This window comes from Pseudomonas sp. FSL R10-0056 (assembly GCF_009600105.1).
Taxonomy (GTDB): Bacteria; Pseudomonadota; Gammaproteobacteria; order Pseudomonadales; family Pseudomonadaceae; genus Aquipseudomonas; species Aquipseudomonas bubulae.
The window spans coordinates 51,729-66,834 of sequence record NZ_WIWL01000237.1 but is presented as its reverse complement, the minus strand read 5'-3'; the positions used below and the strand labels follow the sequence as shown (position 1 = coordinate 66,834).

The 15,106-nt window shown below is 59.1% G+C and carries 13 protein-coding genes; 3 read left to right on the top strand and 10 right to left on the bottom strand.

The window, feature by feature from the left end; all coding sequences use genetic code 11:
* Positions 1-70: 70 nt before the first annotated feature.
* Together betB and betI are read right to left on the bottom strand one after the other, a co-directional pair.
* Positions 71-1,543, bottom strand: a complete 1,473-nt coding sequence (betB, locus tag GHO42_RS24225; protein ID WP_094999809.1) for a betaine-aldehyde dehydrogenase — start codon at positions 1,541-1,543, stop codon at positions 71-73.
* 109 nt (positions 1,544-1,652) lie between these two features.
* Positions 1,653-2,246, bottom strand: a complete 594-nt coding sequence (gene betI / locus GHO42_RS24220; protein ID WP_094999810.1) for a transcriptional regulator BetI — start codon at positions 2,244-2,246, stop codon at positions 1,653-1,655.
* A gap of 476 nt (positions 2,247-2,722) precedes the next feature.
* Here betI and GHO42_RS24215 point away from each other — a divergent pair, with 476 nt between their 5' ends.
* Positions 2,723-4,660, top strand: a complete 1,938-nt coding sequence (locus tag GHO42_RS24215) for a BCCT family transporter (protein ID WP_238705530.1) — start codon at positions 2,723-2,725, stop codon at positions 4,658-4,660.
* Positions 4,661-4,718: 58 nt separating this feature from the next.
* On the opposite strand, the gene choV is transcribed toward GHO42_RS24215, so the two are convergent.
* The 3 genes from choV to GHO42_RS24200 form a co-directional block, all read right to left on the bottom strand.
* Positions 4,719-5,897 (bottom strand): choline ABC transporter ATP-binding protein, encoded by a 1,179-nt coding sequence (choV, locus tag GHO42_RS24210; protein WP_094999812.1) that lies wholly within the window; start codon positions 5,895-5,897, stop codon positions 4,719-4,721.
* Entirely contained in the window at positions 5,894-6,739 is an 846-nt protein-coding gene (gene choW / locus GHO42_RS24205) for a choline ABC transporter permease subunit (protein ID WP_094999813.1), read from the bottom strand. Before choW ends, choV begins: the two co-directional genes overlap by 4 nt.
* A 68-nt stretch (positions 6,740-6,807) precedes the next feature.
* Positions 6,808-7,755 (bottom strand): choline ABC transporter substrate-binding protein, encoded by a 948-nt coding sequence (locus GHO42_RS24200; RefSeq protein WP_095019590.1) that lies wholly within the window; start codon positions 7,753-7,755, stop codon positions 6,808-6,810.
* Positions 7,756-8,114: 359 nt separating this feature from the next.
* Between GHO42_RS24200 and GHO42_RS24195 the strand changes: the two genes are divergently transcribed.
* Positions 8,115-9,491 carry an L-serine ammonia-lyase gene (locus GHO42_RS24195; RefSeq protein WP_095019591.1) on the top strand — a complete coding sequence of 459 codons (1,377 nt, stop codon included), beginning with the start codon at positions 8,115-8,117 and terminating at the stop codon, positions 9,489-9,491.
* 363 nt (positions 9,492-9,854) lie between these two features.
* On the top strand, positions 9,855-10,958 hold the full coding sequence (locus GHO42_RS24190; RefSeq protein WP_088378748.1) for a GlxA family transcriptional regulator: 1,104 nt from the start codon (positions 9,855-9,857) through the stop codon (positions 10,956-10,958).
* Positions 10,959-11,078: 120 nt separating this feature from the next.
* On the opposite strand, the gene GHO42_RS24185 is transcribed toward GHO42_RS24190, so the two are convergent.
* The 5 genes from GHO42_RS24185 to choX all read right to left on the bottom strand — a co-directional run bounded on the left by GHO42_RS24185 (position 11,079) and on the right by choX (position 14,946).
* Positions 11,079-11,336 carry a hypothetical protein gene (locus GHO42_RS24185; RefSeq protein WP_094999816.1) on the bottom strand — a complete coding sequence of 86 codons (258 nt, stop codon included), beginning with the start codon at positions 11,334-11,336 and terminating at the stop codon, positions 11,079-11,081.
* A gap of 110 nt (positions 11,337-11,446) precedes the next feature.
* Positions 11,447-11,920 (bottom strand): thioesterase family protein, encoded by a 474-nt coding sequence (locus GHO42_RS24180; protein WP_094999817.1) that lies wholly within the window; start codon positions 11,918-11,920, stop codon positions 11,447-11,449.
* A gap of 19 nt (positions 11,921-11,939) precedes the next feature.
* Positions 11,940-12,905: an L-carnitine dehydrogenase gene (locus GHO42_RS24175; RefSeq protein ID WP_153326887.1), complete on the bottom strand. Its 966-nt coding sequence runs from the start codon at positions 12,903-12,905 to the stop codon at positions 11,940-11,942.
* Positions 12,906-13,058: 153 nt separating this feature from the next.
* Entirely contained in the window at positions 13,059-13,946 is an 888-nt protein-coding gene (locus tag GHO42_RS24170; RefSeq protein WP_153326885.1) for a 3-keto-5-aminohexanoate cleavage protein, read from the bottom strand.
* Between the two features lie 73 nt (positions 13,947-14,019).
* Positions 14,020-14,946 (bottom strand): choline ABC transporter substrate-binding protein, encoded by a 927-nt coding sequence (gene choX, locus GHO42_RS24165; protein WP_094999820.1) that lies wholly within the window; start codon positions 14,944-14,946, stop codon positions 14,020-14,022.
* Positions 14,947-15,106: the final 160 nt, after the last annotated feature.

Genomic DNA, 15,106 nt, shown 5'->3' with positions numbered 1-15,106 from the left:
CAACTGATGCACCGCGTCGCCTGTATCGCGAGCAAGCCCGCTCCCACAGGGTTTATGCGGGCCTGTCGGTTTAGAACACCGAAACGTAGTCGCCCAGCTCTACCTGTACCGATTTGATCTGGGTGTACTGAGCCAGCGAGCTGATACCGTTTTCACGGCCAATGCCCGATTGCTTGTAGCCGCCCACCGGCATTTTTGCGTCGGACTCACCCCAGGCGTTGATCCAGCAAATGCCCGCTTCCAGCTGATGAATCACGCGGTGAGCGCGGTTCAGGTCCTTGGTCACGACGCCGGCAGCCAGGCCGAACTCGGTGTCGTTGGCGCGGCGGATCACTTCTTCTTCGCTGTCGTAGGTGAGGATGCTCATGACCGGGCCGAAGATTTCTTCTTTGACGATGGTCATGTCATCGGTGCAGTCGGTGAACACGGTCGGTGCCACGAATGCGCCTTTGGCCAGATCACCTTCGGTCAGGCGTTCACCGCCGCACAGCAGGCGGGCGCCTTCTTCTTTGCCCTTGGCAATGTAGCCCAGCACGCTTTCCATGTGAGCAAAGCTGACCAGCGGGCCGAAGTTGGTGTTTTCGTCTTGCGGGTTGCCGATACGGATGCGCGCTACGCGCTCCAGAATCTTGGCTTCAAACGCCGCTTTCATGGCCGTCGGGATAAATACGCGGGTGCCGTTGGTGCACACCTGGCCCGAGCTGTAGAAGTTGGCCATCATCGCGGTATCCGCGGCGCGATCCAGGTCGGCGTCGTCGAAAATGATCAGCGGTGATTTGCCGCCCAGTTCCATGGTCACGTCTTTGAGCGACGACTGGGTAGCACTGGCGGTGACTTTCTTGCCGGTATCGGTGCCGCCGGTGAACGAGATTTTCGCGATGCGCGGGTGCTCGGTCAGCCAGGTGCCCACTTCACGGCCGCTGCCAGTCAGAACGTTGAACACGCCGTCCGGCAGGCCCGCTGCGGTGAAGACTTCGGCGAGCTTCAGGGTAGTCAGGGAAGTGACTTCACTTGGCTTGAAGATCATCGCGTTGCCGGCAGCCAGGGCCGGTGCGGATTTCCACAGGGCGATCTGGATCGGGTAGTTCCACGCGCCGATACCGGCCACAACGCCCAACGGCTCGCGACGGGTGTACACGAACGAAGTGTCGCGCAGCGGGATTTGCTCGCCTTCGATGGCGGGCGCCAGGCCAGCGTAGTACTCCAGTACGTCGGCGCCGGTGACGATGTCGACATAACGGGTTTCGGAGTACGACTTGCCGGTGTCCAGGGTTTCCAGGGCGGCCAGTTCATCGTTGCGCTCGCGCAGGATTTCCACGGCGCGACGCAGGATGCGCGAACGCTCCATGGACGTCATGGCGGCCCAGATTTTCTGGCCTTTTTCGGCGCTGACTACAGCGCGCTCGACGTCTTCTTTGGTAGCGCGTTGCACTTGCGCGAGGACTTCGCCGTTAGCCGGGTTGATGGCATCGAAAGTAGCGTCGCTACCGGCGTCGGTGTAGCCGCCGTCGATGTAGAGTTTTTGCAGTTCGAAACGGGCCATAAAATCCTCGCAAGTGCAGACAAGTGGTGGGCGTTAATCGTGAGTCGGGTGCCCTCTAGCTGTGGCACCGCAGATTCACGACAGTTCAGGGGTTAAGCGTTAATTGGGCCTAACTCACCTGTTTCGCCAGTTGTAGATCCATATATTCGTAGCAGATGCGTTGTGCCTGGTCGGTGTCGAAGCCGTCACCGGAAAGGGCACCCCGCAACCATAGACCATCGATGAGCGCTGCCAGGCCTCGTGCTGCATTGCGGGCCTGGGCCTGGGGCAACACCCGGCGGAACTGGCAGCACAGATTGGAGTACAAGCGGTGGTCGTTGATCCGCTGCAATCTGTGCAACGACGGTTGGTGCATGCTGGCCGCCCAAAAGGCCAGCCAGGTTTTCATTGCCGGGCCATTGACCTGGCTGGCGTCGAAGTTGCCCTCGACGATGACCTGTAAATGAGCCCGCGGGCTGTCGTCGCCCAACGCCTGGCGGCGCTCGGTGACGTTGTCGATCAAGACGTTCATCAAGTACCGCATGGTGGCGGCAATCAGACCGTTCTTGTCTTTGAAGTAGTGACTGATGATGCCGTTGGACACACCGGCCAGACGGGCAATCAGCGCAATGCTGGCATCTGCCATCCCGACCTGATCGACAGCCGTCAATGTGGCTTCGATCAACTGCTGGCGGCGTATGGGTTGCATACCGACCTTGGGCATTTCGCAAATCTCCTTGGGCCGGCGGTCAGTGCAAAAACATCACTGAACGGCAGCCAGTCTATTTTGTTTTGATTGAACGTTCAATCAACAAAGAATAAGCTCTGCGACAAATCGTCGCGATTTATGTCGTTTTCCTACGCATGAATGGCGCAAATCGACACGGTAAATTCCCATGGAACCCAAGCAGAAGCAGGCTTTCGCAGGCGCTGACGGGAGATCCAAACAGGCACAACGCATCAGACCACGCGGGGCAGCCCTTGATTTCAAGGGGACGCACACAGGTTTTGAACGCGGTCTGGGCGGGTCCGGTTTTTTAGCGGTGTCTTTATATCACTCGACCGTTGGTCGCTATCTAGGCGAATGGTCGTGTGGTGCGTTGCCTTAAGTCCTTGTCTCGCACTCCCTGGAGCATCCGTGCAATGAGTTCTGCCTCTCTTATAAAGACCCCACCGCAAAAGGTGACGGTCAACGGTTGGGTGTTTTACACCTCCACTGCCTTGATACTTTTGCTGACTGCCATCCTGATCATTGCTCCCGAAGAAGCGGGCCGTATCCTGGGTGTGGCCCAGGAATGGCTGTCGCGCAGCTTCGGCTGGTACTACATGGTAGTCATCGCTGCTTATCTGATCTTTGTGGTCGGGTTGGCGTTTTCGTCCTACGGAAAATTGAAACTGGGAACGAAACAGGACACCCCGGATTTCAGCTATGGCGCCTGGGCCGGGATGCTGTTCTCGTCCGGTATCGGTATTTCGCTGCTGTACTTCGGCGCATCCGAGCCGCTGGATCACTACTTCAACCCGCCTGAAGGCGTGTCGGGCAGCCATGAAGCAGCGCGCCAGGCGTTGCAACTGACTTTCCTGCACTGGGGTCTGCATGGCTGGGCGATTTACGCGCTGGTCGGTCTGGCCGTGGCCTATTTTGCCTACCGTCACAACCAGCCGCTGGCGTTGCGTTCGGCGCTGTATCCGTTGATGGGCGAGCGCTGGGTCAAAGGTGCTGCGGGCCATGCGGTGGATGGCTTCGGTATGTTCGTGACACTGCTGGGCCTGGTGACCAACCTGGGCATTGGTTCGATGCAGGTGTCGTCGGGGCTTGAGAACCTGTTCGGCATGGAGCACAGCAACACCAACCTGTTGATCGTGATCATCGTGATGAGCACCGTGGCGACCATTGCTGCAGTCTCGGGCGTTGAAAACGGCATCCGCCGACTGTCCAACCTGAACATTATCCTGTTCAGTGGCCTGCTGATTTTCGTGCTGCTGTTCGGTCCGACCCTGCACCTGCTCAACGGTTTTGTGCAAAACACCGGCGATTACCTCAACGGTATCGTGATGAAAACCTTCGACCTGTACGTGTACGAAGGCGACAGCAGGAAAACCGAAGGCTGGCTGGGCCTGTGGACTCTGTTCTACTGGGCCTGGTGGATTTCCTGGGCCCCATTTGTCGGGATGTTTATCGCGCGTATTTCCCGTGGTCGCACGGTGCGTGAACTGGTGGCGGGCGTGCTGTTGATTCCGCTGGGCTTCACCTTGGCCTGGTTGTCGATCTTCGGTAACTCGGCGCTGGACCTGGTGGTTAACCACGGTGCCGTGGAGCTGGGTAAAACGGCGCTTGAGCAGCCGTCGATGGCGATTTATCAACTGCTTGAGCATTACCCTGCGTCGAAAATTGTTATCGGTGTCTCGATCTTTGTCGGCTTTGTGCTGTTCCTGACCCCGGCCGACTCCGGCGCGGTGATGATGGCCAACCTGTCGTGCAAAGGCGGTGATGTGGACGAAGATGCGCCGCACTGGCTGCGGATCTTCTGGTCGGCGGTAATCACGCTGGTGACTATCGGCCTGCTGTTTGCCGGTAACTTTGCGGCGATGCAAACCATGGTGGTACTGGCCGGTTTGCCGTTTTCGGTGGTATTGATCCTGTTTATGTTTGGCCTGCACAAGGCGATGCGCCAGGACACTCTGGTTGAACAGGAACAAGCCGAGCTGGCTGCCCGTGGCCGTCGTGGTTTCAGCGAGCGGCTGACTGCACAGGACCTGCAACCGACTCAAGCCGTGGTGCAGCGTTTTATGGACAAACACGTGACCCCGGCACTGGAAGATGCGGCGGTACAATTGCGTAGTCAGGGGCTTGATGTGCAGACCCTGCTGGGCAGCGCCAAGCGTTGCATGGGCGTGCGGGTTGAAATGGAAGAAGGCAACCCGTTTGTCTACGAAGTCAGCCTGGATGGCTACCTGGCCGCACCGAGCGAGTCGGGTGAAGACGAAGTGCGCAGCCGTTATTACCGCGCTGAGGTGTACTTGCACAACGGTAACCAGGAGTACGACTTGATGGGCTTCACCCAGGAGCAGATCAGCCGTGACGTGCTCGATCAGTTTGAAAGCCATCGCCAACTCCTTGGCCGCGTATATAGCTAAGAACTGCAAAAGCCCCTCACCCTCTCCCTCCGGGAGAGGGTTGGGGTGAGGGTAATGCCTACCCCAGATTCTTGCCCAGCAGCGCGTGATACAGCTCTGTATCCCCCAGTATCCCTACCACTTTGTGATCGTCGTGCAGCACCAGTTTGTTGCCGGTCTGGTAACGGATCTGTAGTGCATCGCGCATGCCGATGCCACTGTCCACCAGGGTTGGCCCACGCCCCAGGCCTTCTACTGCCTGACCGCTTTTCCAGTGTTGCAGGTCCACCACAGCAGCACCCTGGCGCACGCCTTTTATGGTGTTGCCCTCCGCCAGATCAATCCACGAGTCATCCCCCGGGTCGATGCACACCGAGCCATTGATGCGTTTGCAGTTGTCCAGTGTGCGCATCAGGCTGCGTCCGCACAGCACGTTGAGCGGGTTGGTATGGGCAACAAAGGTGCGTACATAGTCATCGGCGGGGTTGAGCACGATTTCTTCAGGCTTGCTGTACTGCACGATCTTGCCGTCTTTCATGATCGCAATGCGGCTGCCCAGCTTGAGTGCTTCGTCCAGATCATGGCTGACAAACACAATGGTCTTGTTCAGCTTGTGTTGCAGTTCCAGCAACTCATCCTGCAAGCCCTGGCGGATCAACGGGTCAAGTGCCGAAAAGGGTTCGTCCATCAGCAGGATATCGGCGTCCATCGCCAGTGCCCGCGCCAGGCCAACCCGCTGCTGCATGCCGCCGCTCAACTCATCGGGCTTTTTATTGCGCCATTGGGTCAGACCCACCAGCTCAAGTTTTTCATCCACCAGGGTGCGGCGTTCCTTTTCGGGACGGCCCTGCATCTCCAGCCCGAAGCTGATGTTTTCGCGCACCGTCAGCCAGGGCATCAGGGCGAATTTCTGAAACACCATGGCGATGCGCTTGGTGCGCATCATCTTCAGTTCGGCAGGGGTGCACGAGGCAATGTCTATCTGCTTGCCTTCGTGCTCTACATACAACTGGCCGCGACTGACCGTATTGAGCCCGTTGATGCAGCGCAGCAAGCTGGATTTCCCCGAGCCTGACAAACCCATCAGTACGCAGATTTCACCTTTTTCGATGTCCAGGCTGGCCTTTTCCACGCCAACAATCTGCCCGGTTTTTTTCAGGATCTGATCCCGCGACAAGCCCTGGTCCAGAAGGCCGAGTGCTGCGCGGGGGTCTTTGGCGAAGATCACGTCAACATTATCGAAACGGATAATACTCATGCGTCGGCTCCTGCTTTGGCGTCCGGCTGCTTGCAGATACGGTCGAGCATGATGGCCAGCAGCACGATCGCCAGCCCGGCTTCAAAGCCCAAGGCGATATCGGCAGTGTTGAGGGCATTGACCACCGGTTTGCCCAGACCATCGGCACCCACCAGGGCGGCGATCACCACCATCGACAATGACAGCATGATGCATTGGGTAATCCCGGCGGCGATGCTCGGCATGGCGTGGGGAAGCTCGATACGGGTGAGCAACTGGCGACGGGAGCAGCCAAAGGCCTTGCCCGCATCAAGCAACTCATGGGGGACATCGCGGATGCCCAGGTAAGTCAGGCGGATCGGCGCGGCAATGGCAAATACCACTGTGGAAATCAGCCCCGGCACCACGCCCAGCCCGAACAGGGTCAGGGTCGGGATCAGGTAAACGAAGGTAGGAACGGTCTGCATCAGGTCGAGAACAGGACGCATAAAGGTGTAGAACATGGGTTTGTGCGCCGCGAGAATTCCTAGCGGCACGCCGATGATCACGCATACAAATGTAGCGAACAGCACCTGGGCCAGGGTTTCCATGGTTTCTTGCCAATACCCCAGGTTAAGGATCAGCAGAAACGACAGCGCCACAAAAACCGTGAGCCCCCACTTGCGCTGGATAAAGTGGGCAAACAGTGCAATCAGCCCGATAAACACAAAGGGATTGAACCAGGTCAGGGCAAAGGTCACGGCGTGGATCATGGCTTCCAGCGTGCTGGCGATGGCATCGAAGGTGCTGGCGCCGTGCTGGGTCAGCCAGTCGACGAAGTTTGCAATGTAATCGCCCAGAGGGATTTTTTGATCAATCAGCATGGTAGTGAACGTCCGCATGCAGGGGAATTGAAACGGAGCCGGGCGCAGTTGCCGCCCGACGCCCGCGATTACTTCGCAAGGCTGGCTTTAACGGCCTCAAGCCCGGGCTTGCCATCCACCGTGGTAACACCCGCGAGCCAGCTTTCAAGCACTTGCGGGTTTTGTTTGAGCCAGGCTTTGGCGGCCGCGTCGGGTTTGATCTTGTCGTCCAGCACCTTGCCCATCAGGGTGCTTTCCATGTCCAGGGTAAACACCAGATTCTTCAGTAACTGACCCACGTTGCTGCATTCTTCGGTGTAGCCCTTGCGGGTGTTGGTGTAGATGGTCGCCTGACCATAGTTGGGGCCGAAGAACTCATCGCCACCGGTGAGGTATTTCATTTTGAAGCGAGTGTTCATCGGGTGGGGTTCCCAGCCCAGGAACACCACCTCGGTGCCACGACGCTGGGCGCGGTCAACCTGCGACAGCATCCCCGCTTCGCTGGATTCCACCACTTTGAAGCCGGCGTCCTTCAGGCCGAAGGCGTTTTTGTCGATCATGGTCTGGATCATGCGGTTGCCGTCGTTGCCCGGCTCGATGCCGTAGATCTTGCCGTCCAGTTCCTTGCTGAATTTGGGCAGATCGGAGAAGTCCTTGAGGCCCTTCTCATAGAGGGCTTCGGGTACGGCGAGGGTGTATTTGGCGTTCTCCAGGTTGGCGCGCACTGTCTCGACGGTGCCCGCGTCGCGGTAGGCCTTGATGTCGTTTTCCATGGTCGGCATCCAGTTGCCGAGAAACACGTCCATGTTCTTGCCATCGGCCAGCGACTTGTAGGTAACCGGCACGGAAATCATGGTGGTTTTGGTTTTGTAGCCCAGGCCCTTGAGCACTTCGCTGGTAACGGCGGTGGTGACGGTGATGTCGGTCCAGCCGACATCCGAAAAATTGACGGTACTGCATTGCGCCGGTTCTGCTGCCTGGGCGATGACGGGCAGACTCAGCAATGCAGCCAGCAACAACGATGAGGAATGTGTCATGGAGCGACTCCTGTGTGTCCGGGTTGCGGTTTTCGATCGAAAAGCCGCACATATCAGTTGCGGTCGGGCGATGCCCGGCAGGCGTGTTGCCAGCGCATCTTGCAATCGAGTCAGAACCGATCATGTAACAGCGAAAATCAAACGCCTACAGGGGGCGTCGCATCCAGTACAGGCAGGGTCGTATCTAGTACCTGCGAGGTCGTATCTGGACGAATGAGGCTTGAAAACTGTCTTTTTCATACCTCTGCGCCCTATAAAACGTCGGGGGCGCTGGCAGGCAAAGGCGGGTCGTAGCTGGACGTTTTTGCCGACTGCAAACACCCCATGATGCAAGGCATTCACCCCCGAGGTTCGTGCTCATGGCTATCAGCGTGTTTGACCTGTTCAAGATCGGTATCGGCCCTTCCAGTTCCCACACCGTGGGCCCGATGCGGGCGGCGGCGCTGTTTGTGCAGGGCTTGCGTGAACGCGATCAACTGCAACAGGTAAGCCGTATCGAAGTGCAGCTCTATGGCTCGCTGTCGGCCACCGGTATCGGTCATGGCAGTGACAACGCGGTCATCATGGGTTTGATGGGGGAATGGCCGGATGCGATTGATCCGTCCTGCATTGGTTCGCGTATCGCGCAGCTGCGCGAAAGCCGCACCCTGTTACTCGACGGCCATGTACCGATTCCGTTCGACTGGGCGCAGGATATGCGCCTGATAGACGAGAACCTGGCATTTCATCCCAATGCCATGACCCTGGTAGCGCACAGCGGGCACGGCATATTGCATGGCGATACTTATTACTCGGTTGGCGGTGGCTTTGTAGTGGATGCGGCGCAAGCGGCCAGTGGCGTATTGGACATGGATCGCACCGAGCTGCCTTACGATTTTAATAGTGCCGTCGAACTGCTGGACCTGTGCCGCACACATCACCTGAGCGTGGCGGCATTGATGATGGCCAACGAACGCATCTGGCGCAGCGAAGATGAAATCCGCTGCGGTCTGATCAAACTTTGGCGCGCCATGCAGGACTGCGTGGAGCAAGGCCTGAAACATGAAGGCATCCTGCCCGGCGGCCTCAATGTACGTCGGCGTGCTGCGCGCCTGCACCGCAGCCTGCTGGAACTGGGCAAGCCCAATGTGATCGGCTCGACCCTGAGCGCGATGGAATGGGTCAACCTGTTCGCCCTGGCGGTCAACGAAGAAAACGCAGCCGGCGGGCGCATGGTCACGGCGCCCACCAATGGTGCGGCAGGGATCATCCCGGCAGTGTTGCACTACTTTATGAAATTCAGCGATGAAGTCAGCGAAGCGCATGTGGTCGACTACCTGCTGAGCGCCGCGGCGATCGGCATTTTGTGCAAAAAGAATGCGTCGATTTCCGGGGCTGAAGTGGGCTGCCAGGGCGAAGTCGGCTCGGCCTGCGCGATGGCGGCTGCCGGGCTGGCGCAAATCCTCGGCGCCACCCCGGAGCAACTGTGCAACGCCGCTGAAATTGGTCTGGAGCATAACCTGGGCCTGACCTGTGACCCGGTGGGCGGGTTGGTACAAGTACCCTGCATCGAGCGCAACGCGATTGCCGCAGTCAAGGCGATCAACGCGGCGCAGATGGCCTTGCGCGGTGACGGCCAGCACTTTATTTCCCTGGACCGGGTGATCCGCACCATGCGCGACACCGGTGCCGACATGCACGACAAATACAAGGAAACCTCGCGCGGCGGCCTGGCGGTCAGTGCGGTGGAATGTTGAGCCCCCAAACACCTCTGGGAGCGAGCTTGCTCCTACAGCCTCGGCGCTTTTTCAGCGCACACCGACCCGTTTTGGCGCACTCGTACTTTCGGTGACATTCTGTAACCGAGCAGCTCCTACACCCTTCCCACAAGTGCTACCGATGTGCTCAACAGCCTCGGTCAGCACCTGTGTATCCGTGTTTAACCGTCATTTCCCATCACCCTGCCAGACACATTGCGACGTCGTTTTCAGGCTTTGTTGAATAGCCATTCAAGTTTAGGCATGGCATTTGCGTTGTCATTTCAAAGCCCCGTGAAACGAGGGTAATAACAAGAGCCTGTGCCTGAGGCCATCACCCGCTTTGTGTGAGGAGATACCGCGATGACGTCGTTCAACTCCGGGGTCCAACCCCAGAACCGTACGCCTCAATCCATCGGCTTTCTGCTGCTGGACAATTTCACGCTCATTTCCCTGGCTTCCGCGATAGAACCTTTGCGCATGGCCAACCAGTTGTCGGGCCGTGAGTTGTATCGCTGGAGCACCCTCAGCGCCGATGGCAGTCAGGTCTGGGCCAGTGACGGTCTGCAGGTGACCCCCGACGCCAGCATGCACAAGGCTCCGGCGCTGGACATGGTCATCGTGTGTGGTGGTATCGGCATTCAGCGCACCGTGACCCGTGAGCATGTGTCCTGGTTGCAGAGTCAGGCGCGCCAGTCCCGTCGCCTGGGTGCCGTGTGCACCGGCAGCTGGGCACTGGCCTATGCCGGCTTGCTCGACGGTTTTGATTGCAGCGTGCACTGGGAATGCCTGGCCTCGATGCAGGAAGCCTTCCCGCGCGTGGCCATGAGCACGCGGCTGTTTACCCTCGACCGCAGCCGTTTTACCAGCTCGGGCGGCACGGCACCGCTGGACATGATGCTGCACCTGATCAGCCGCGATCATGGCCGTGAACTGTCGGCGGCGATTTCGGAAATGTTTGTGTATGAACGTATCCGCAACGAGCAGGACCACCAGCGGGTGCCGCTCAAGCACATGCTCGGCACCAACCAGCCCAAGCTGCAGGAAATTGTCGCGTTGATGGAAGCCAACCTCGAAGAGCCCATCGACCTTGATGAGCTGGCGGTGTATGTGACTGTGTCGCGGCGCCAGCTCGAGCGCTTGTTCCAGAAGTACCTGCATTGTTCGCCGTCGCGCTATTACCTGAAGTTGCGGCTGGTGCGGGCGCGGCAGTTGCTCAAGCAAACACCGATGTCGATTATTGAAGTGGCGGCGGTGTGCGGCTTTGTGTCCACGCCGCATTTTTCCAAGTGCTACCGCGAATACTTCGGCATTCCGCCACGGGATGAGCGGGTGGGCTCCAACACTGCGCAGCAGACCACCCTGGTGCAGATCCCGCAGTCCCTGTTGCTGGCGCCGCTGGCCGGGCCGATGTCGGCGTTGAATCAGGCGCGCAATGAGTCGACGTTTGCCAGTGTGAGGATTTAACAGTCAAAAGCGCCCTGACCCGGGGTGGGGAGGGCGCTTGATCTGTATCGAGGCGCAAAACTGCTTTTGCTTTTAGTCCCCCTCCCTTCGGGAGAGGGCTAGGGTGAGGACGCTTTTGCCTTACCCGACCTTGCTCTGCTTGAACTGCGCCAAGCCCGGCAGCAACTGCCGGTCAATGGCCTCGCGCACCGCAGGTAAAATGGTTGCGCTGCCGGTGTAGAGCTTTTCGACCAAACCCTTGAGGGCGCGGGCATTGGTCTCGTTCAGCCCACAGACTGCCGTTGTGCAGGCCTGCTCCGCCGTACCTGACACTTCAAAGCCCAGCGAGCGCAGTTGGCCAACCAGATCCTGCTCATCAATCAAATCCGCGTGCATCATGACTTTTTATCCTTCTACAAAGCGCGATCGAAGTCTGATTCTGGTAGGGCTTTAGCCAGTGGGCAAGGGCGGTTTGGTGATATGTCTGATATGCCTAAGAACAGGTCGTTTTAAGGCACAGGCAAGGCAATCACCCGACTCACATACTCGGGTCTCGGCAGATCACGCTGTTGCTCCCCGATGGCCTGCAATACGGCCAGCGTGTGCTCGCCAAAGGGTGCGGAACGCGGGCCTGCCAAGTCCACGTGCAGCAGCATTTGCTCATTGCCCGCGAGGGCTCGCCCATCACCTGCCAGGTGCAGGCTGTGATAGACATGCAGGCGTTTTTTGTCGTGGCCGATGAGCTGGGTACGCACTTCAACGTGGGCGCCGAGCTTCACCTCGTGCAGGTAATTAAGATGCACCTCCAGGGTGAACAGTGAATGACCGCTGGCTTCGCGGCCCTGGCTGTCCAGCCCCAGGCGGTCCATCAGGGCATCCGTGGCGTAGCTGAAAATCAGCAGATAAAAGGCGTCGCGCAAGTGGCCGTTGTAATCGACCCATTCTTCAAGAATGGGCGTGGTGTAGGTGGTGAGGGTGGGCATGCTGTACCTCGCGGTTCGATCAGTCGTTGATGGTCATGCCATGTTTGAGTCTGGTTGCGTTCACCGCTTCCATCACCGCCAGCAGGCAGTCATCCCGATAGCTTTCCAGCGCGGCAATGCTGTGCTGGCCGAGTTGTTCAGTGGTGCCTTCCACCACATCGTCGATCAGTTTTTCGCTCAGTTCCGGAGCGGGCAAATACGTCCACGGCAGTTGCAGCGCCGGGCCGAACTGGTTCATGAAATGTCGCATTCCGGCATCGCCACCGGCCAGGGTGTAGGTCAAAAAGGTACCCATGAACGACCAGCGCAACCCTGCGCCAAAGCGAATGGCGTCGTCAATTTCACCGGTGCTGGCCACCCCGTCATTGACCAGGTGCAGCGCCTCGCGCCACAAGGCTTCGAGCAGACGGTCGGCAATAAACCCGGGCACTTCCTTGCGCACATGCAGGGGGCGCATGCCCAGGGATTGATAAACCTTGATTGCCGCCTGAATGGCCTCGGGAGCGGTTTTTTGCCCGCCCACCACCTCGACCAATGGCAACAGGTAAACCGGGTTGAACGGGTGCCCGACAATGCAGCGCTCGGGGTGTGTGGAGGTTTCATAAAATTCGCTGGGCAGCAGGCCCGAGGTGCTGGAGCCGATCAATGCATCGGGTTTGGCGGCGGCGCTGATTTTGCTGTGCAGTTCAAGCTTCAGGTCGAGTCGCTCCGGGGCGCTTTCCTGAATGAAATCGGCATCGCGCACGCATTCATCAATGGTGCTGACAAACCGCAGCCGGTGTTGGGATGCGCCTTCAGCAAGGCCGCTTTTTTCCAGTGCGGGCCAGGCTTTGGCGACGCGTTTGCGCAGGGCCGCTTCGGCACCGGGGCCCGGGTCCCAGGCCACCACGTCCAGGCCGTAGGCGAGGGCGCGAGCAACCCAGCCGCTGCCAATGACACCGCTGCCCAGGGCGGCGAAGGTTTTAATCTCGGTGATAAAGGTCATGGCGTGCTCCTGGATAACAATAATGAGAGTGCGTGGGAGCGAGCCTGCTCGCGAAGGCCCCAAGGGCACCGCGATAACTCAGTCAACAGGCGTTATCGTTGACGACCTTCGCGAGCAGGCTCGCTCCCACAGGCAATGCTGCTGCGTAGTTGCTTAGCGGCGTTTTTTAAGGCCCATCTTCACCCGGCCTTCTGCCGGGCTCAGCACCCGTGCACCCAGGCGGCTGAGGATCTCTGTGGCGCGCTCCACCAGTTGCCCGTTGGTGGCCAGCACTCCTCGGTCCAGCCATAAATTGTCCTCAAGCCCGACCCGCACGTTGCCGCCCAGCAGCACCGCCTGCGCGGCCATCGGCATTTGCATGCGACCAATGCCGAAACCGGCCCACACCGCATCAGGCGGCAAATTGTCGACCATGGCTTTCATGCTGGTGGTGTCTGCCGGAGCGCCCCACGGGATACCCAGGCATAGTTGAAACAGCGGGTCATCCAGCAGGCCTTCCTTGATCATCTGTTTGGCGAACCACAAATGGCCGGTGTCGAAAATTTCCAGTTCGGCTTTAACGCCAAGTTCCTGGATGCGCTTGGCGCCCGCTCGCAGCTGTGCCGGGGTGGACACGTAAATCGTGTCGCCGTCGCCAAAGTTCAGGGTGCCGCAGTCCAGGGTGCAAATTTCCGGCAACAGCTCCTCGACGTGAGCCAGACGGGTCAGCGGGCCGACCAGGTCGGTGTTGGGACCAAACTCCATCGGGTTCTCACCCGGGCCGATATGCAAGTCCCCCCCCATCCCGGCCGTGAGGTTGACGATGATGTCGATGTCCGCCTCGCGGATGCGCTCCATCAGTTCGCGGTACAGCGCTACATCGCGGCTGAACTGCCCGGTTTTCGGGTCGCGTACATGGCAATGCACCACTGTGGCTCCGGCCTTGGCCGCTTCCACGGCAGCTTCGGCAATTTGCTTGGGGGTGACCGGTACCAAAGGGCTGCGGCCGCTGGTGTCGCCGGCACCGGTGAGTGCGCAGGTGATGATGACGTCGTGGTTCATGGGGCATTTCCTTGGGGCGTAGAGCGCCACACCGCAGCCATTGCAGGCTGCGCAGGGCGGGCTCGGTGTTGAATTATTTAGCGCTGAGTTTCAGGTTCCCGGCAGCGGGTTTGCCGTCTACCGTGGTCACCCCTTCAAGCCAGCGCTGCTGGTCTTGCGGGTGGTCCTTGAGCCACTGCCGGGCTGAGGCTTGAGCATCCTTGTGATCAAGCAGCGGCTGCATCATGCGGCTCTCGTCTTCGGCGCTGAAGGTCAGGTTGCTGAGCAAACGGCTGACGTTCGGGCAGCGGCTGGCGTAGTCCGGGGCAGTGACCGTCCACACCGTGGCCCGGCCTTCATCGGGGCCAAGGGCATCTTCACTGCCCGTCAGGTAGGTCATGTCCTGATTAATATTCATCGGGTGTGGGGTCCAGCCGAAGAACACAATCGGCTCATTGCGTTTTACTGCGCGGGTCACCGCCGAGAGCATGCCGGCTTCACTGGACTCCACCAACTGGAACTTGCCCAGGCCAAACTGGTTTTTCTCGATCATGGCCTTGATCTGGGTATTGGCGCCGGAGCCCGGTTCGATCCCGTAAATCCTGCCGCCCAGTTCTTTCTCGAATGTGGCAATGTCAGCAAAGCTTTTGAGCCCCTTGTCAGCCATATAGGTTGGAACGGCAAGCATGGCCTTGGCGTCTTTAAGGCTCGGTTCGGCCAGTACCGTGACCTGTTTGGCGTCCACAAACGGGGTAATGCTCTGGTTCATGATCGGGTTCCAGTAACCCAGAAACATGTCCAGCCGCTTGTCACGCAGGCCGGCGAAAATAATTTGCTGTGAGGCACTGGTCTGTTTGGTTTTATAGCCCAGACCGTCGAGCAGGGTTTGCGCCATGGCGCTGGTGGCGATTACATCGGTCCAATTGACCACGCCCATGCGTACGTTCTTGCACGAAGCATCTTCAGCCGCCAACGCGTAGGGGCTCAGTACCAGCAGGCAACAGCTGATCAGTCGTTTCATGGGGAGGGCCTCGGCAGGTTGTTATTGGGGGATCGGCGTCTTTGTGCACCGTGATACCAAGGTACGCAGGCGGCGTGCTGCGCAACCGCACTGGGGCGACGTGGATTTGCACTGCAGCGACCTGACTGTGGTTCAATCCGCTGAACCGACGTGAGAGCGC